Raw genomic sequence first — 17,231 nt, forward strand, 5'->3', positions numbered from 1 at the left:
CGGTGATCCGCACCGCCCTCAAGCCCGCCTGGCTCGCGCTGCTGGCGCTGCTGGTGGTGGTGGTCGTGGCGTTCTACCAGCTCGGCATGTGGCAGCTCGGGGTGAGCTCGAACGCCGCCTCCAGGGAGTTCTCGCAGGAGCAGCGGCAGCGCCCCACGGTGCCCGTCGGGGAGGCCATCGCGCCGCAGACGACCTTCCCGAGCGACGGTGCCGGGCGGTCGGTGCGGGCGCAGGGCAGCTACGCGGCCGACCTGCAGTTCCTCGTCCCCGACCGGCTGCTGGCCGGCGAGCGTGGCTACTGGGTGGTCACCCCCGTGCGCACCGACTCGGCGATCGGCCCGGCGCTGCTCCCGGTGGTCCGGGGCTTCGTGCGCTCCCCGTCCGACGCCGCCGCCCCGGCCGAGGCACCGGTCACGGTCACCGGCACCCTCGCCCCCTCCGAGTCACCCGGCCCCACCGGGCTGCCCGCGGGTCAGCGCGGTGCGATCGACACCGCCGACCTGGCCAACGACTGGCAGTCCCCGATCTACGACGCCTTCGTCTTCCTCGTCGACGAGCAGCCCGGCCTCACCGACGAGGCGGTGCAACCGGTCCCGCCGCCGGTCTTCGGGGAGAGCGGGGTGGTGTGGCGCAACGTCGGCTACGCGCTGCAGTGGTTCATCTTCGCGGCCTTCGCCATCTACATGTACCTCCGCTTCCTGCACGACGCGGCGCGCCGCGCCGAGGGCCCCGCGCCCTCGACCGCCGACGCTCCGCCGGCCCCACCTCCCCAGCCCCGGTCCGCCCCCGCCCCGATGAAGGAGCCCCACCCATGACCCCCCGTGCCAAGCTGCTGTTCTTCCGCCTCATGGCGTTCGTGGTCGGCATCGGCCTGCTGCTCCTGGTGGCGCACATGGTCCTGCGCTACGGCTTCGGCAACCATGCCCTGGCGTGGTGGCCCTCGCCGCACGGGTGGGTCTACATGGTCTACCTCGTCGCCACCGCGCTGCTCGGCTTCCAGCTGCGCTGGGGCCTGGGGAAGATGGTCGGGGTGATGCTGGCCGGGTGCGTGCCCTTCCTGTCCTTCTGGGTGGAGCACCGGGTCGCCAGGGAGGCGGCGGCCCAGATCGAGGGGGACGGCGCGGGCGCGGGTAGGGTGGCCGCGTGACCTCGGCAGCACCGGCTCTGGACGTGCGCCCCGACCCCGTGCTCGTCGTGGACTTCGGTGCGCAGTATGCCCAGCTCATCGCCAGGCGGGTCCGTGAGGCGGACTGCTACAGCGAGATCGTCCCGCACACCATGCCCGCCGCCGAGATGCTGGCGAGGAACCCCGCCGCGATCATCCTGTCCGGAGGACCCTCCTCGGTCTACGCCGACGGTGCCCCAGGGCTGGAGGAGGCCGTCGTCACCGCGGGGGTGCCGGTGCTCGGCATCTGCTACGGCTTCCAGGCGATGGCGCGGGTGCTGGGCGGCACCGTGGAGCGGACCGGGAGCCGGGAGTACGGTCAGACCGACGCCACGGTGAGCGGACCGCCGAGCACCCTCTTCGCCGGGCAGCCGGAGCAGCAGGTCGTGTGGATGTCGCACGGGGACGCCGTGACGGCGGCGCCGACGGGGTGCACGGTCTCCGCCCGCACCCCCGGCGCGCCGGTCGCCGCCTTCGAGGACGACGAGCGCCGGCTCTACGGCGTGCAGTGGCACCCTGAGGTCCTGCACTCCGCGCACGGCCAGGAGGTCCTGGTCAACTTCCTCACCCGTGGGGCCGGCATCACCCCCTCGTGGACCAGCGAGAACGTCGCGGAGGGGCTGATCTCCCAGGCCAGGGCGCAGATCGGCGCGGACCGGGTCATCTGCGGCCTCTCCGGCGGCGTCGACTCCTCGGTCGCCGCGGCCCTGGTGCAGCGCGCCGTGGGCGACCAGCTCACGTGCGTGTTCGTCGACCACGGGCTGCTGCGCGAGGGCGAGGCCGAGCAGGTCGAGACCGACTTCGTCGAGGCGACCGGTGTCGACCTCGTGGTCGTGGACGCCCGCGAGCGCTTCCTCGGCGCGCTCGCCGGCGTGAGCGATCCGGAGGAGAAGCGCAAGATCATCGGGCGCGAGTTCATCCGGGTCTTCGAGCAGGCGGCCCGCGACGTCGTGCGCGCCCACGACCCGTCCGCCGACGGCGACGGGGACCCGGAGGACCACCCGGTGCGCTGGTTGGTCCAGGGCACGCTCTACCCGGACGTGGTGGAGTCCGGCGGCGGCACCGGCGCGGCCAACATCAAGAGCCATCACAACGTGGGCGGGCTGCCCGACGACCTCCAGTTCCAGCTGGTCGAACCGCTGCGCACCCTCTTCAAGGACGAGGTGCGGCAGGTCGGGCTGGAGCTGGGCGTCCCGGAGGCCATCGTGTGGCGCCAGCCCTTCCCCGGGCCGGGCCTGGGCATCCGCATCATCGGCGAGGTCACCGCGGACCGGCTGGACACCCTCCGGCGCGCGGACGCGATCGCCCGGGAGGAGCTGACCGCGGCCGGGCTCGACCGGGACATCTGGCAGTGCCCCGTGGTGCTCCTCGCGGACGTGCGGTCGGTCGGGGTCCAGGGGGACGGCCGCACCTACGGCCACCCGGTGGTGCTGCGGCCGGTGTCCTCCGAGGACGCGATGACCGCCGACTGGACCCGGCTGCCCTACGACGTGCTGGCCCGCATCTCCTCCCGGATCACCAACGAGGTCGAGGAGGTCAATCGGGTCGCGCTCGACGTGACCAGCAAACCCCCGGGGACGATCGAATGGGAGTGAGGACCACCCTGGCGCTCGCCGCCGGCAAGACGGCGCGCGCGGCGTCCCGGCTCCGCGGCGGCGGCTCGGCGCTCCCCGGTCTGGTGACCGAGCGGATCGACCCGGCGGTGCTGCGGCATACCCTCGGGTCGTTGCCTCGGGGCGTGGTCGTGGTCAGCGGCACCAACGGCAAGACGACGACCACCAAGATGCTGGTGGCGCTGCTGCGGGCGCACGGGCTGCGGGTGTTCACCAACCCGACCGGCTCGAACTTCACCCGCGGGGTGATCTCCTCGATGCTCGGCGAGGTCGGGCTGCGCGGCGCCCTGGCCGCGGACGTGGCCGTGGTGGAGCTGGACGAGGCGCACGCCCTGCACTTCAGCGCCCAGGTGCGGCCGACGCACTCGCTCCTGCTCAACGTCGCGCGGGACCAGCTCGACCGGTTCGCCGAGATCGACCACACGGCGCAGCTGCTCACCACGCTGGCCGAGCAGACGACCGACGGGGTCGTGCTGAACGTGGACGACTCCTTCATCTCCCGCATCCGCGGACGGGTGGGCGACGGGGTGCGGGTGAGCTGGTTCGGGGTCGACCCGTCCATCGCCGACCGCCTGCCCGAGCTGCAGGAGCAGGACGTCCGTGCCGAGGACACCTCGGAGGTGGTGCTGGACCGCGAGGAGCGCAGCGCCGCAGCCCTGCTGCTGCCGGCGGACGACGGGCGCGCCTTCACCGTCCGGCTCCCCGGCGACCCGGGCGCGGACGTCGGGCCGGTGACCCTGCGCCAGCGGGGGCTCGCGGCGATGATCAACGCGACCGCCGCCACGGCCATGGCCCGGCACGTGCTCGGCGACGACTTCCGCGCCGGCGTTGCGGGTGCCGCGCTGGCCCGGGTGGCGCCACCGTTCGGCAGGGGCGAGGTGATCGACGTCGGTGGGGTGCCGCTGGAGCTGGTCCTGGTGAAGAACCCGGCGGGGTTCACGGTGGCGCTGGGTACCTACGGGTCCGAGCCGGTCGCCACCATGGTCGCCATCAACGACAACTACGCCGACGGCCGGGACGTGTCCTGGCTCTACGACGTGTCCTTCGAGTCGTTGCGCGAGCGCGGGGTGGCGCTGACCTCGGGCGTGCGGGGATGGGACATGGCGCTGCGCCTGCGCTACGACGGCGTCGAGGTCGGGGACGTCGAGACCGACCTGGACGCAGCCCTGGACCGCTTCCTGAGCGACCACGAGGGGGAGCCGAGGCGCATCTTCTGCACCTACACGGCGATGATGCACCTGCGCCGTCGGCTGGCCGACCGCTTCGGGCTGGCCCGCTTCGGAGAGGACCCGGACGCATGACCCGGCCCGAGGGCAGCAGCGGCGTGGCGGTCGCCCTGCCGGACGACGTCGCGGCGCTGGCCGAGGTGCCGGCGGACAAGGGCGAGGTGCACGTGGTGCATCTCTACCCGCGCGAGATGAGCATCTACGGCGACCTGGGCAACACCCGGTGCCTGGCTGCCCGGTTGCGCTGGCACGGATACCGTCCCGTCGTCCACGACCACCACCCCGGCGCCCCCTGGCCGGAGCGGGTCGACATCCTGCTGGGCGGCGGTGGCCAGGACAGCGGGCAGGTGCGGGTCACCGAGGACCTGGAGCGGCACGCAGACCGGCTGCGGGAGCTCGCGGCCGACGGTCTGCCCATGCTGATGATCTGCGGCATGTACCAGCTCTTCGGCGAGGCCTTCATCACGGTGGAGGGCCAGCGCCTGCCAGGCCTGGGGATCCTGGACGTCACCACCCGCGGCAACGCCACCCGGATGATCGGGCCGGTCGTGCTGGACACCGACTTCGGGTCGGTCGTGGGCTACGAGAACCACTCCGGCTCGACCGTCCTCGGGGAGGGGCAGCGGCCCTTCGGCCGGGTGCGGCACGGCAAGGGCAACAACGGCTCGGACGCCCTCGAGGGTGCCCGGGTCGGCAACGTCGTCGCCTCCTACCTGCACGGTCCCATCCTGCCGGCCAACCCGACGCTCGCGGACGGTCTGCTCGAGATCGCCGCGCGGCGTGCGACCGGCGAGTGGGCGCCGGGTGAGATCGACGACACGGTCGCCACCAGGGCGCACCAGGCTCAGGTGCGCAGGCTGCTCGGGTCCTGATCGACCAGCGTCGTGCGCCCCGACCCGAACCACCACGCGGCCACGGCACCCAGCCCGAACGGCACGACGACGACGTGGGCGTAGATGGCATACAGCAGGGCGGTCGCGGAGGCGGCCCCCGGATCGCCCCCGAGCAGGACCAGCATGCCCGCGGTCCCCACCTCGGTCACGCCCAGGCCACCGGGGGTGACGGCGACCACGGTGAGCAGCTGTCGGAACGTGTAGGCGCAGACGAGCTCGGCCAGCGGGAGGTCCAGCCCGACCACGTGGGCGGCGAACCAGTAGAGGCCGAAGAGCAGCACGAACTGCCCGGTCATGCCGAGCGCCATCGTCAGCCCGCCGCTGCGGACCACCCCCGCGACCCGGTGCCGCTGGTCGGTGAGCAGCTCGTCGGGAGCCTGACCGCGGATGGTCGTGGCGCCGACGACGGCCAGCCCGCGGCGCGCCGTCCTGGCGATCACCCGTGCCGCGCCGTCGGACAGCACGAAGACACCGGCCACGAGCACGAGCAGCAGACCCAGCGCCCCCGCGACCCACGCACCGCGGATCACCACGTCCGGGGCGTCGACCGGCCCGGCGACGAGCACCAGCGCCCCGAGGATGGGCAGCGCGACCCGCGCCAGCAGGTTCCACAGCCCGGTCACCAGGATGCTGGTGGAGATCGAGCGCAGCGCGAAGCCCCAGGAGCGGAACATCCCGCCCATCAGCGCGATCCCCACCGCACCGCCGAGCGGGAGCAGGTTGGCCGCGGTCGCGGACACCGCGTTGGCCTTCAGCGCCTGGACGTGCCCCAGCCCCGGCAGGGACCCGATGAGGACCCAGGTGTAGCTGAACAGCCCGGCCAGCAGCAGCAGCGCCATGACCAGTGCCGTCCCGGGGCGGACCCGGCCCAGCTGCGCCCCGATCTGCGCCCACGAGGTGTCCAGGAAGTGCGGCAGCCCGTAGGCGATCAGCAGGGTTGCCACCACCAGCCCGACGGCGGAGCTGACGGCGTCCCGCCAGGTCAGGCGACGCGGCAGCGGACTCCGCTGCGCATCGCTCACGCCGCCCCCTGGTCCACGTCGCCCATGCTCCCAGACCCGCGGCCTCCCACGGGGGCGGCACGTGCGCCACGGGCCGAGAGCAGCCACCACAGGCCGGCCGCGGGCAGGACGACGGGGATGAACAGATAGCCCTGCCCGAAGTGGCTCCACACGGTCTGGTCCGGGAACATCTCCGGCGCCAGGTAGCTCCAGGTGCCGACGACCAGGACCCCGGCGAGCTCGACCGACAGCGCCACCACCGCCACCCACCAGGCTCGGCGCCCGCGCAGCGAGAGCGAGACGAGGGCGACGACATACACCAGGGCGGCGACCGCGGACAGGCTGTAGGCCAGGGGTGCCTGCTCGAACCGGGTCGAGATCTGGGCGGCGGACCGGGAGACGGTGCCGATGACGAAGACGAGGTAGAGCGCCAGGATCACCCGGCCCGGCCCGTGCCGGCGGTCGCCGTCGTGCGGTGTGGGGCGGCTCACGTGAGCATCCCCACGCCGTACCAGATCTGCGCCGTCCGGGCACCCATCACGGCGACCACGAAGGCCGCGACCGCAAGCACGAAGGTGCTCCACCGCGTCGGCTCCTGACCCGCCCAGACCAGCGCCAGCGCGGGCAGCAGCAGGATGGTCACGAGGTAGGCCCACAGCTCCCAGCCCGGGCCCACCGGAGCGGCGCCACCCAGCTGCCGACCGAAGTAGGTCGCGCAGTAGGCGACCACGCCGGCCTGCAGCAGCCAGGTGAGCCCCAGCGTGACCCGGCCGGGGGGCCGGCCGTTCAGGCCCGCCACCAGCGCGACGATCGCGATCGCCAGCCCGCCGAGCAGCAGGACGAGCGTCGGCGGGTCGAGGTATCCCGAGCTCGGGGTGGCCGCGCCACCGGTGACGGCGGCGGTCGGGAGGGCGTGGGTCACCCCACCAGGGTAGGCCGCGGGCCGCGGCGGACCGGACCGGGCATGTCCTTCCGGCTGCCTAGGATGGGACCTGATGAGCGGCTTGTTCGACCACCTTCCCTTCGACGCACCCGTGCCCTCCCTGAGGGCGGGTGCCGCGAGCGGCCATGCTGACCGCGCCGGCGGGGTGGACGAGCGGGGGGTCCCGGCCTGGGCCGTCGCGGGGGAGGACCCGGCGGGGCAGGGGACGGCGGAGAGCGACGCGGCACGGGGTCGGTCGGCCACGCGCGGTCCCTCCGTGGCCGAGCTGCTGGCCGGCCTCAACGAGCCCCAGCGGGAGGCGGTCACGCACCAGGGCAGCCCCCTGCTCATCGTGGCCGGTGCCGGGTCCGGCAAGACCCGCGTGCTCACCCACCGCATCGCCTACCTGCTGGCCGAGCGGCACGTCCACCCCGGCCAGATCCTGGCCATCACCTTCACCAACAAGGCCGCCGCCGAGATGCGGGAGCGGGTCGAGGCTCTCGTCGGTCCCCGGGCCAAGGCCATGTGGGTGTCGACGTTCCACTCCGCCTGCGTGCGGATCCTGCGCCGCGAGGCCGCGACCGCCGGGCTGAAGAGCTCGTTCTCGATCTACGACGCCGCCGACAGCCAGCGGCTGATGGGCCTGGTCATCCGGGACCTCGACCTCGACCCGAAGCGGTACCCCGCGCGGGCCTTCCTCGCCAAGGTGTCCAACGCCAAGAACGAGCTGATCGACGACGAGAGCTTCGCCGCCACCGTCGGCAGCAACAGCTACGAGGCCAAGGTCGCCGAGGCGTACACGATGTACCAGCGTCGGCTGCGCGCGGCGAACGCCCTGGACTTCGACGACATCATCTCCACCACGGTGCACCTGCTGCGTGCCTTCCCGGCCGTCCGGGAGCACTACCGGCGCCGGTTCCGGCACGTCATGGTGGACGAGTACCAGGACACCAACCACGCGCAGTACGCCCTGGTCCGCGAGCTGGTCGGCTTCGACGGAGACATCGTCGACGGGGGCAGCCGCGCGCTGCCACCGGCGGAGCTGTGCGTCGTCGGTGACGCCGACCAGTCGATCTACGCCTTCCGCGGGGCGACCATCCGCAACATCGTCGAGTTCGAGGAGGACTACCCGCAGGCACGGACGATCCTGCTGGAGCAGAACTACCGCTCCACCTCGACCATCCTCACCGCCGCGAACGCGGTCATCGCCCGCAACCCCAAGCGGCGGGAGAAGCGGCTGTGGACCGACGCGGGGGAGGGGCACCGGATCGTCGGCTACGTCGCCGACTCCGAGCACGACGAGGCCTCCTTCGTCGCGCGCCGGATCGACGAGCTGGCCGACGAGCGGGGCGTCCGCCCGGGCGACGTGGCCGTGTTCTACCGCACCAACGCGCAGTCCCGCGCCCTGGAGGAGGTGCTGGTCCGGACCGGCCTGCCCTACAAGGTGGTCGGCGGGACGCGGTTCTACGAACGGCGCGAGATCAAGGACGCGCTCGCCTACCTGCGGGTCATCGCCAACCCGGCCGACGACGTCAACCTGCGGCGCATCCTCAACACCCCCAAGCGGGGTATCGGCGACCGCGCGGTCGCGGCGGTGACGATGCTCGCCGAGCGCGAGCGCATACCCTTCGTGGCCGCGCTGGGCCGGGCTGCCGACGCGCCGGGGATCGCCTCCCGCTCGGTGGCCGCGATCGGTGGGTTCACCGCGCTGCTGGAGGAGCTCGGGGCGCTCGCGGCGCAGGAGGACACCGGCATCGGCGCACTGCTGGAGGCGATCCTCGACCGCACCGGGTACCTCGCCGAGCTGCGGGCCAGCCACGACCCGCAGGACGAGACCCGGGTCGAGAACCTCACCGAGCTGGTGACCGTGGCCCGGGAGTTCGACGACAACTACCCCGAGGGCGGTCTGGTCGACTTCCTCGAGCAGGTGTCGCTGGTCGCCGACGCCGACGAGATCCCGGAGGGCGAGGGGGAGCCCGGCACCGACGCACCCGACCAGGGCGTCGTGACCCTCATGACCCTGCACACGGCCAAGGGGCTGGAGTTCCCCGTCGTGTTCCTCACCGGGATGGAGGACGGCACCTTCCCGCACCAGCGCAGCCTGGACGACCCGGATGAGCTGGAGGAGGAGCGACGCCTGGCCTACGTCGGCATCACGCGGGCGCGCGAGCAGCTGCACCTCTCCCGGGCCGGGAGCAGGTCCGCCTTCGGGGCCCCGCAGTGGTTCCCCGCCTCCCGCTTCCTGGACGAGATCCCCGACGACCTGGTCACCTGGGAGCGCACCGACGCCGACCGGATGAGCATGACCGGGCGGCGCTCGGCCGCCGAGGGCATCGGCTGGTCCGGTGGGTATGCCGGTGGCTCGCGCGGCGGGTCCGGCTGGTCCGGCGGCGGGCGCCCCGCCGCGGTGCGGCTCGATCCGCGGGGGAGCGCGCCGAAGCGGGCGCGCAGCGAGGCGCAGCAGGCCGAGCTGGCCGGCCTGGCCGCGGGCGACAAGGTCTCGCACGACAGCTTCGGGATGGGCACCGTGGTGCTGGTGGAGGGCACCGGCCAGCACACGATGGCCCACGTCGACTTCGGCGACGCCGGGCTGAAGCGGCTGCTGCTGCGGGTGGCGCCCCTCGTCAAGCTCTGAGCGCACGGCACCTGGGTGCTGGCGCGGGCCAGGTATGCCGCTGCGATAGTGTGCGGCGCAGGGCCACCGACGGCTCCCGGGACGGATCCCGGCGACCCGGCGGGCGGCATACCGGAAGCACCATCGACAGACGGGAAGCAAGACTCGTGGATCTGTTCGAATACCAGGCACGTGACCTGTTCGAGAAGCACGGCGTGCCTGTGCTCGCGGCCGAGGTCGTCACCGACGCGGCGGACGCGGGTCCGGCGGCCGAGCGCGTCGGTGCGCACAGCGGCGGCGTCGTCGTGGTCAAGGCGCAGGTGAAGGTCGGCGGCCGCGGCAAGGCCGGCGGCGTCAAGCTCGCCAGGAGCCCGCAGGAGGCGCAGGACGCCGCCGACGCCATCCTGGGCATGGACATCAAGGGCCACACCGTGGGCGCCGTGATGATCGCCCAGGGCGCCCAGATCGCCGAGGAGTACTACTTCTCCCTCCTCCTGGACCGCGCCAACCGCTCCCTGCTCGCCATGTGCAGCAAGGAGGGCGGGATGGACATCGAGACCCTCGCGGAGGAGCGCCCGGAGGCGCTGGCGCGGGTCGCGGTCGACCCGAACACCGGCATCGACGACGCGAAGGCGCGGGAGATCGGCGAGCAGGCCGGCTTCGACAGCGGCGACGTCGACGCGATCGCCCCGGTGCTGATCCGGCTGTGGGACGTCTACAAGAACGAGGACGCGACGCTGGTCGAGGTGAACCCCCTGGTCAAGACCGAGGACGGCACGATCCTCGCCCTCGACGGCAAGGTCACCCTGGACGGCAACGCCGACTTCCGGCACGAGGACCACGCCGGGCTGGAGGACGCCGGCTCGGCCGACCCGCTCGAGGCCAAGGCCAAGGAGCTGGACCTCAACTACGTCAAGCTCGACGGCAACGTCGGCATCATCGGCAACGGTGCCGGGCTGGTCATGTCCACCCTCGACGTCGTCGCCTACGCCGGTGAGGACCACACCGGCGGAGCGGCCAGGCCGGCGAACTTCCTCGACATCGGCGGTGGCGCCTCGGCCGAGGTCATGGCCAACGGGCTGGACGTCATCCTCGGGGACGAGCAGGTGAAGTCGGTCTTCGTCAACGTCTTCGGCGGGATCACCGCGTGCGACGCGGTGGCCAACGGCATCGTCCAGGCGCTGAAGATGCTGGGTGACGAGGCGACCAAGCCGCTCGTGGTCCGGCTCGACGGCAACAACGTCGAGGAGGGCCGGGCGATCCTCGCCGAGGCCGCGCACCCGCTGGTGACCATCGAGGCCACCATGGACGGTGCCGCCCGCAAGGCCGCCGAGCTGGCCGCCGGCTGACCCTCACGACGACATACCGACGACAAGAAGAAGAGACCACCATGGCGATCTTTCTGAACAACGACTCCACGGTCATCGTGCAGGGCATGACCGGCTCCGAGGGCATGAAGCACACGCAGCGGATGCTGCGCTCCGGCACCCGGGTGGCGGGCGGGGTCAACCCGCGCAAGGCGGGGACCACCGTCGACTTCGAGGGCGGCGTGCAGGTGCCGGTCTTCGGCTCGGTGGCGGAGGCGATGGAGGCCACCGGGGCGAACGTCTCGGTGCTCTTCGTGCCGCCGGCTTTCACCAAGGCGGCCGTGGTCGAGGCGGTGGACGCGGGTATCCCGCTGGCCGTCGTGATTACCGAGGGCGTGCCGGTGCAGGACACCGCCGAGTTCTTCGCCTACGCGCAGGAGAAGGGCACCACCCGCATCATCGGGCCGAACTGCCCGGGCCTGATCAGCCCGGAGCAGTCGAACGCCGGGATCATCCCGGCCGACATCACCGGCCCCGGGCGGATCGGACTGGTCTCCAAGTCCGGGACGTTGACCTACCAGATGATGTACGAGCTCAAGGACATCGGCTTCACCACGGCGGTCGGGATCGGTGGTGACCCGATCATCGGCACCACGCACATCGACTGCCTGCAGGCCTTCCAGGACGACCCGGAGACCGAGGCCATCGTCATGATCGGCGAGATCGGTGGTGACGCCGAGGAGCGGGCCGCGGCCTACATCAAGGAGAACGTCACCAAGCCGGTCGTGGGCTATGTCGCCGGCTTCACCGCGCCGGAGGGCAAGACCATGGGGCACGCCGGCGCGATCGTGTCCGGCTCGTCGGGCACGGCGGAGGCCAAGAAGGAGGCCCTCGAGGCCGCCGGCGTCAAGGTCGGCAAGACGCCCTCGGAGACCGCGCAGCTGATGAAGGAGATCGTCGCCGGTCTCGGCTGACGAACCGTCCTGCGGACCGGCCTCTCGGGGCCCCGCCAGAGCGACCGGACAGGCCCTCGGGGATCCCCCGAGGGCCTGTTCGGTCGTGGACCGGCGCGCCTCCCGTCCGGGTGGCCGCGCCTCGATGACCATGGGCACGATGACTGTGGTGGAGCGGACCGGCGCCGGCGGGCGCGCGGCAGACGAGACGTCGGCGCGGGACGAGATCCCCGGGAGGGGGCCGGTCCTGACCGCCCGGCGCCTCGGCGAGCTGCTGGGCGCCGGGGTGGCCGGTGTGGTGTGCGTGCTCCTCGGGGTGCTGGTCGTCGTGCTGCCGACCGTCCTGGCCTGGATCGTGGAGGAGCGGAGCACGGCCAGCTTCTGGCAGACCGTCGGCGTCGGCGTGGACGTCTGGGCGCTGGCCCACCGGGCCGCGGTGCAGATGCCCGGTGCCGAGCTCGTCCTGGCGCCGCTGCTGCTCACCGCGGTCTTCCTCGCCCTGTGCTGGTATGCCGCGCGCCAGGTCGTCCTCAGCCGGCACCACCTCACCGCCCGGGTGCCGCGCATCGGTGGCTGGCGGTCGGCGTGGAGCGCGCTCGGCGGGTCGGACGGCACCGCCTTCGTCTGCGGCTACCTCGCCGCCGGGCTGCTGGTCGCGCACACCGCGAGCTTCGGGATCGCCCCCGTCCGGCTGGCGACCCTCGTGCCCGGCGCCGTGCTGGTCCCGCTGGTGGCGCTCGGCCTGGTCTGGTGGGGTGAGCACCGCCGGGAGGAGCACCCCACCGTGGACGCCGGGCTGGCCTTCCTCGAGGCGCGGACCCCGGTGCTGGTGCGCCGGGCCCTCCCTCCGGTGGTCGAGGTGATGGTGTCCCTGGTCGCGGTGTCCTTCCTGCTCGTCCTGGGGCTGCTGCTGCTCCGCGGCGAGCGGATCATCACCCTCTACGGCTCCCTCGACGCAGGCCTGGTCGGGACGCTCGTGCTCACCGTGGGGCAGCTGCTCGCCCTGCCCAACCTCATGGTGTGGGCGCTGGGCTGGGTGACGGGGTCGGGGGTCACCGTCGGCACCGTGCACGTGGGCTGGAGCGAGGCGAGTGCCGGTGACCTCCCGGTGATGCCCGTCCTGGGTGCCCTGCCCGAGCCCGGCGCGATGCCGCCGGGAATGTGGGTCATGGCCCTGGTGCCGTGCGTGGCCGGCGGATGGCTGGGCTACCGGGCGGTGGGCTCGGCGTCCCGGCTCGCCAGCTGGTGGACCAAGACCCAGATCCTGCTCGCCTCGTGCGTGACCGTGGCCCTCGTCGTCCTGGTGCTGTCCTGGCTCGCGACGGGTGGGCTCACCCCGGGGCTGCTCGGCACCGTCGGTGTCGAGCCCTGGCGCGTGGCGGGGATGCTGCTCGCCCAGCTCGTCGCGGGCGGCCTGGTCGTGGTGAGCGCCCTGCACCTGCGGCGCCGTCGTCTCTGACCCGGCCCACGTAGGCTGCGCAGCGTGAGCGACTCCGACCGCCCCGCGCGCGTCCTCGTCCTGGTCTCCGGCTCCGGCACCCTGCTCCAGGCCGTCCTCGAGGCGTGCGACGACCCTGGCTACGGCGTCGAGGTCGTGGCGGTCGGGGCCGACCGGGACCAGATCCAGGGCCTGGAACGAGCACGGGTACGGGGCATACCGACCTTCGTCGAGCGGCTCGCGGACCACCCGGACCGCGACGCGTGGGACGCCGCGATGGTGGCGCACCTCGACGAGCACCGGCCCGACCTCGTGCTCAGCGCCGGCTTCATGAAGATCCTCGGACCCGCCGTGCTGGCCGGGCACCGGGTGGTCAACACCCATCCGGCCCTGCTGCCCGCCTTCCCCGGCGCGCGCGCGGTCCGCGACGCGCTGGCGCACGGCGTGCGGGTCACCGGGTGCACCCTGCACGAGGTGGACGACGGGGTCGACACCGGCCCGATCGTCGACCAGCGTGCGGTGACGGTGCGCCGGGACGACACCGAGGACTCCCTGCACGAGCGGATCAAGGCGGCCGAGCGGGAGATGCTCGTCGCGGCCCTACCCGGGGTGGCGCGCGTGCACCCGCTCGATGACGCCTAGCGCGGTCCGCTCGGAGTCGAGCACCTCGAGACCGAGCGCGCCCAGGTGGGCGCGCGGCCGCCGACCGAAGTGCTCCCCGGCGAGCGGCACGCTCACCGTGTCCGCGGCCGCCTGCCCGGCCCGCACCCACCACCGCGACGAGGCGACGTGGTCGGCGAGCAGCAGCGACCCCCCGGGGCGCAGCACGCGGGTCATCTCCCGCAGCGCGAGGTCCAGGTCGGGGACGCAGCACAGGGTGAAGGTCGACACGACCGTGTCGAAGGCGCCGTCCGGGAGATCCATCGCACCGGCGTCACCGTGGACGAAGTCGACCTGCAACCCCAGGTCGGACGCCCGTCGCCGGGCCTGCGCCAGCATGGCTGCGCTGCGCTCCAGGCAGGTCAGCTCGACCCCGACGGGGTAGTGGGGCAGGTTGGCCCCGGTCCCGACGCCCACCTCCAGCACGCGCCCGACCGCGCGCCCGGCCACCCACGGGCGGCTCGCCGCGAGGAGGCGCCGCTCCATCCCCGCCGACAGCTGGTCGTAGCGCGGTGCCAGGCGGTCCCAGCGACGGGCGTGCTCCCGGTCCATCCGAGCAACCTAGCGGTCCGGCCCCGGCTCCGACCGCGTTAGAGTGAGCGGCACACGACTGGCGCGGGTGGGACACCACCGGGGAGTGACACGCGTGGGCATCGCCCGCCTGGGTGCCTGCACCGTCGAGCGACGGCACCGCCGTCCACCCCGAGGAGCGATGCAGTCATGACTTCGTCCACCACGTCCCCCGCCGAGCGCCGGCCCCTGCGCCGGGCCCTGGTCTCGGTCTACGACAAGACCGGCCTGGACGAGCTGGTCACCGCCCTGCACGAGCACGGGGTCACCCTGGTCTCCACGGGTGGGTCGGCGGCACGGATCGAGAGCCTGGGCCTGCCGGTGACCCGCGTCGAGCAGCTCACCGGCTTCCCCGAGTGCCTGGACGGGCGGGTCAAGACGCTGCACCCACGGGTGCACGCCGGCCTGCTGGCGGACACCACCAACCCCGAGCACGTGAGCCAGCTGGCGGAGCTGGGGGTCGAGGGTTTCGACCTCGTCGTCTGCAACCTCTATCCCTTCGCCGACACGGTCGCCTCCGGCGCGGACGCGGCGGAGTGCGTCGAGCAGATCGACATCGGCGGGCCGTCCATGGTGCGCGCCGCCGCCAAGAACCACCGCAGCGTGGCCGTCGTGACCAGCCCGCAGGCCTACCCCCAGCTGCTCGAGGCGGTGGCCGAGGGTGGCTTCACCCTGGCCGAGCGCCAGCAGCTCGCGGCGCAGGCCTTCGTGCACACCGCCACCTACGACGTGGCGGTCGCCTCGTGGATGGGCAACGTGCTCGCCGACACCAGCGGCGGCACCGGCTTCCCCGCGTGGATCGGCGCGACCTGGGACAAGGCGGCGGTCCTGCGCTACGGCGAGAACCCGCACCAGCGCGCCGCCCTCTACACGGCCGGTTCCCACCAGAGTCCCGGGCTGGCCCAGGGCGAGCAGCTCAGTGGCAAGGCGATGTCCTACAACAACTACGTCGACGCCGACGCGGCGCGGCGCGCGGCGCACGACCACGGGGACCAGCCGACGGTGGCCATCATCAAGCACGCGAACCCGTGCGGGATCGCCGTCGGCGCCGACATCGCCGAGGCCTACGCCAAGGCGCACGCCTGCGACCCGGTGTCCGCCTTCGGCGGGATCATCGCCACCAACGCCCCCGTGACCGAGGCGATGGCGCGGCAGGTGGCGGAGGTCTTCACCGAGGTGGTGGTGGCCCCGGACTTCGAGCCGGCCGCCCTGGAGCTGCTCTCCGCGAAGAAGAACCTCCGGCTGCTCACGGTGCCCTCGCCCGCGGCGGGAGGCGTCGAGACCCGCCCCATCTCCGGGGGTCTGCTGGTGCAGGCCGTCGACACGGTCGACGCCGAGGTGGAGAACGGCGGCGACGACGCCTCGCGCTGGCGGCTGGTCGCCGGGGAGGCGGCGGACGACGCCACCCTCGCCGACCTCCAGTTCGCCTGGCGGGCCGTGCGGGCGACCAGGTCCAACGCCATCCTGCTCGCGCACGCCGGCGCGTCCGTCGGTGTCGGTATGGGTCAGGTCAACCGGGTGGACTCGTGCCAGCTGGCGGTGAGCCGGGCCGGCGAGCGGGCCGCCGGTGCGGTGGCCGCCTCGGACGCCTTCTTCCCGTTCGCCGACGGGCTCACGGTGCTGCTGGACGCCGGCGTCCGGGCGGTGGTCGCTCCCGGCGGGTCGATCCGGGACGAGGAGGTCGTCGCGGCCGCGGAGCAGGCGGGGGTGACGATGTACTTCACCGGCACCCGACACTTTGCCCACTGACGAGCCGGCCGCCGCGGCCGTGGCCGCCCCGGCGGTGCTCCCGCTCGTGGCGGCCGGCGTCTGCGGAGCGGTGCTCCCGGTCCAGTCGAGGGTCAACGGGGTGCTGTCGCAGCAGGTCGGCTCGCTCCCCGCGGCGACGATCTCGTTCGGCAGCGGCCTGGTCGTCCTCACCCTGCTCCTCGCCTCTCCTGCGCTGCGGCGCAGCGTCGCCGCCGTCTGGACCGCGCTGCGGACCCGGCGGCTGCGGTGGTGGCAGGTGCTCGGCGGGGTCGGCGGCGCGCTGCTGGTCGCCAGCCAGACGTATGCCGTCCCGCTCGTCGGGGTGACCGCCTTCCTCGTCGCGGTCATCGGCGGGCAGTCGGTCAGTGCCCTCCTGGTCGACCGGGCCGGTCTGGGGCCGGGGCCGGTCCAGCGGCTCCGTCCGGGGCGCGTCCTGGCGGCGGGTCTGGCCGTGCTGGGGGTGGCGGTCGCCGCCACCGCCCGTGGGGGTGGCGACACCGGGGTCGCCACTGGCGTGGCGCTCGTGCTGCCGGTGCTGGTGGTGGTCGCCGCGGGTGGCCTCACCTCGGTCCAGCAGGCGCTCAACGGCGTCGTCACCACCGTGAGCCGCGCACCCGTGGCCACCGCGTGGGTCAACTTCCTCACCGGCACGGTGACGCTGGTCGTGATCGGTGCGGTCGTGTCGGGCACCGGTGAGCTGCCCCTGCGACCTGTGGGGCCGGACCTGCCGTGGTGGGCGTGGACGGGAGGCACGATGGGCATCGTCTTCATCGCCCTGGCGGCGTATGCCGTCACGCACCTGCCGGTGCTCGTCTTCGCCCTGGTGACGGTGACCACCCAGCTGGCGGTGGGGGTCGGGCTGGACTCCCTGGACCCGGCGAGCCGCGCGCTGCTCGGGCCGCAGGTGCTCGTGGGGGTGCTGCTCGCGCTCGTCGCGTCCGTCTGGGCGGCGCTGGCCCGTCGCCACCCCCGTGCGGCTGCGCCGGCGGCCGCCGGTCACCGGTAGGGTCTGCGTCAGTGTCAGGGTGAGTCTTGCTGCCTTTGGCGGCTGGTTGGATCCTGAGCACCTGGTGTCTGGCTCATAGGGTCGTTGTCGCCCCTTCGGGGTTGATGCGCATGC

16 protein-coding genes and 1 riboswitch are annotated in these 17,231 nt (G+C 73.3%); of the genes, 12 read left to right on the plus strand and 4 right to left on the minus strand.

The genetic code is table 11. The features are described 5' to 3' along the window. Positions 1 to 2 precede the first annotated feature (2 nt). From FXF60_RS15645 to FXF60_RS15665, 5 genes are read left to right on the plus strand one after another with little or no spacing between them, the layout of a single operon-like run. Positions 3 to 815 carry an SURF1 family protein gene (locus FXF60_RS15645; protein WP_151526910.1) on the plus strand — a complete coding sequence of 271 codons (813 nt, stop codon included), beginning with the start codon at positions 3 to 5 and terminating at the stop codon, positions 813 to 815. Further along, positions 812 to 1,147, plus strand: coding sequence for a DUF3817 domain-containing protein (locus FXF60_RS15650; RefSeq protein WP_151526911.1), 336 nt, complete (start codon positions 812 to 814; stop codon positions 1,145 to 1,147). Before FXF60_RS15645 ends, FXF60_RS15650 begins: the two co-directional genes overlap by 4 nt. Then, positions 1,144 to 2,760 carry a glutamine-hydrolyzing GMP synthase gene (guaA, locus tag FXF60_RS15655; RefSeq protein WP_302849038.1) on the plus strand — a complete coding sequence of 539 codons (1,617 nt, stop codon included), beginning with the start codon at positions 1,144 to 1,146 and terminating at the stop codon, positions 2,758 to 2,760. The genes FXF60_RS15650 and guaA overlap by 4 nt, the downstream gene beginning before the upstream one ends. Continuing rightward, the gene (locus tag FXF60_RS15660; RefSeq protein WP_192796780.1) at positions 2,751 to 4,079 is read left to right on the plus strand and encodes a Mur ligase family protein; all 1,329 of its coding nucleotides are present in this window, start codon (positions 2,751 to 2,753) and stop codon (positions 4,077 to 4,079) included. Before guaA ends, FXF60_RS15660 begins: the two co-directional genes overlap by 10 nt. Then, positions 4,076 to 4,876, plus strand: a complete 801-nt coding sequence (locus tag FXF60_RS15665) for a type 1 glutamine amidotransferase (RefSeq protein ID WP_238335891.1) — start codon at positions 4,076 to 4,078, stop codon at positions 4,874 to 4,876. The genes FXF60_RS15660 and FXF60_RS15665 overlap by 4 nt, the downstream gene beginning before the upstream one ends. Here FXF60_RS15665 and FXF60_RS15670 read toward each other — a convergent pair. From FXF60_RS15670 to FXF60_RS15680, 3 genes are read right to left on the minus strand one after another with little or no spacing between them, the layout of a single operon-like run. After that, positions 4,849 to 5,919: a lysylphosphatidylglycerol synthase transmembrane domain-containing protein gene (locus FXF60_RS15670; RefSeq protein ID WP_192796781.1), complete on the minus strand. Its 1,071-nt coding sequence runs from the start codon at positions 5,917 to 5,919 to the stop codon at positions 4,849 to 4,851. The two genes, FXF60_RS15665 and FXF60_RS15670, sit on opposite strands and share 28 nt — an antisense overlap. After that, on the minus strand, positions 5,916 to 6,389 hold the full coding sequence (locus FXF60_RS15675) for a hypothetical protein (protein ID WP_151526914.1): 474 nt from the start codon (positions 6,387 to 6,389) through the stop codon (positions 5,916 to 5,918). Before FXF60_RS15675 ends, FXF60_RS15670 begins: the two co-directional genes overlap by 4 nt. Beyond that, positions 6,386 to 6,820 (minus strand): hypothetical protein, encoded by a 435-nt coding sequence (locus tag FXF60_RS15680; protein ID WP_151526915.1) that lies wholly within the window; start codon positions 6,818 to 6,820, stop codon positions 6,386 to 6,388. Before FXF60_RS15680 ends, FXF60_RS15675 begins: the two co-directional genes overlap by 4 nt. Positions 6,821 to 6,893: 73 nt before the next feature. Here FXF60_RS15680 and pcrA point away from each other — a divergent pair, with 73 nt between their 5' ends. From pcrA to purN, 5 genes are all read left to right on the plus strand, one after another. Then, positions 6,894 to 9,455 (plus strand): DNA helicase PcrA, encoded by a 2,562-nt coding sequence (pcrA, locus tag FXF60_RS15685; protein WP_151526916.1) that lies wholly within the window; start codon positions 6,894 to 6,896, stop codon positions 9,453 to 9,455. Between the two features lie 146 nt (positions 9,456 to 9,601). After that, positions 9,602 to 10,783: an ADP-forming succinate--CoA ligase subunit beta gene (gene sucC, locus FXF60_RS15690; protein ID WP_151526917.1), complete on the plus strand. Its 1,182-nt coding sequence runs from the start codon at positions 9,602 to 9,604 to the stop codon at positions 10,781 to 10,783. 41 nt (positions 10,784 to 10,824) lie between these two features. Further along, the gene (sucD, locus tag FXF60_RS15695) at positions 10,825 to 11,715 is read left to right on the plus strand and encodes a succinate--CoA ligase subunit alpha (RefSeq protein ID WP_151526918.1); all 891 of its coding nucleotides are present in this window, start codon (positions 10,825 to 10,827) and stop codon (positions 11,713 to 11,715) included. A 139-nt stretch (positions 11,716 to 11,854) separates the two neighbouring features. Further along, a complete protein-coding gene (locus FXF60_RS15700; RefSeq protein ID WP_151526919.1) occupies positions 11,855 to 13,153 on the plus strand; it encodes a cell division protein PerM in 1,299 nt (432 codons plus the stop codon). 24 nt (positions 13,154 to 13,177) lie between these two features. Then, positions 13,178 to 13,774 carry a phosphoribosylglycinamide formyltransferase gene (purN, locus tag FXF60_RS15705; protein WP_192796782.1) on the plus strand — a complete coding sequence of 199 codons (597 nt, stop codon included), beginning with the start codon at positions 13,178 to 13,180 and terminating at the stop codon, positions 13,772 to 13,774. Here purN and FXF60_RS15710 read toward each other — a convergent pair. After that, on the minus strand, positions 13,733 to 14,344 hold the full coding sequence (locus tag FXF60_RS15710; protein ID WP_151526921.1) for a class I SAM-dependent methyltransferase: 612 nt from the start codon (positions 14,342 to 14,344) through the stop codon (positions 13,733 to 13,735). The two genes, purN and FXF60_RS15710, sit on opposite strands and share 42 nt — an antisense overlap. A gap of 44 nt (positions 14,345 to 14,388) precedes the next feature. After that, a riboswitch (ZMP/ZTP riboswitch) is annotated at positions 14,389 to 14,466 on the plus strand. 46 nt (positions 14,467 to 14,512) lie between these two features. Between FXF60_RS15710 and purH the strand changes: the two genes are divergently transcribed. Then, positions 14,513 to 16,111 (plus strand): bifunctional phosphoribosylaminoimidazolecarboxamide formyltransferase/IMP cyclohydrolase, encoded by a 1,599-nt coding sequence (gene purH / locus FXF60_RS15715; RefSeq protein WP_151526922.1) that lies wholly within the window; start codon positions 14,513 to 14,515, stop codon positions 16,109 to 16,111. Then, on the plus strand, positions 16,101 to 17,117 hold the full coding sequence (locus tag FXF60_RS15720) for a DMT family transporter (RefSeq protein WP_151526923.1): 1,017 nt from the start codon (positions 16,101 to 16,103) through the stop codon (positions 17,115 to 17,117). Before purH ends, FXF60_RS15720 begins: the two co-directional genes overlap by 11 nt. Positions 17,118 to 17,231 lie beyond the last annotated feature (114 nt).

It is taken from the genome of Serinicoccus kebangsaanensis, from assembly GCF_008919445.1.
GTDB lineage: Bacteria > Actinomycetota > Actinomycetes > Actinomycetales > Dermatophilaceae > Ornithinicoccus > Ornithinicoccus kebangsaanensis.

Bases quoted from the DNA above. Each gene is read 5' to 3' on its own strand.
- FXF60_RS15650 (WP_151526911.1), top strand. From the start codon at position 812: ATGACCCCCCGTGCCAAGCTGCTGTTCTTCCGCCTCATGGCGTTCGTG.
- FXF60_RS15660 (WP_192796780.1), top strand. From the start codon at position 2,751: ATGGGAGTGAGGACCACCCTGGCGCTCGCCGCCGGCAAGACGGCGCGC.
- FXF60_RS15665 (WP_238335891.1), top strand. From the start codon at position 4,076: ATGACCCGGCCCGAGGGCAGCAGCGGCGTGGCGGTCGCCCTGCCGGAC.
- pcrA (WP_151526916.1), top strand. From the start codon at position 6,894: ATGAGCGGCTTGTTCGACCACCTTCCCTTCGACGCACCCGTGCCCTCC.
- sucD (WP_151526918.1), top strand. From the start codon at position 10,825: ATGGCGATCTTTCTGAACAACGACTCCACGGTCATCGTGCAGGGCATG.
- FXF60_RS15700 (WP_151526919.1), top strand. From the start codon at position 11,855: ATGACTGTGGTGGAGCGGACCGGCGCCGGCGGGCGCGCGGCAGACGAG.
- FXF60_RS15710 (WP_151526921.1), bottom strand. From the start codon at position 14,344: ATGGACCGGGAGCACGCCCGTCGCTGGGACCGCCTGGCACCGCGCTAC.
- purH (WP_151526922.1), top strand. From the start codon at position 14,513: ATGACTTCGTCCACCACGTCCCCCGCCGAGCGCCGGCCCCTGCGCCGG.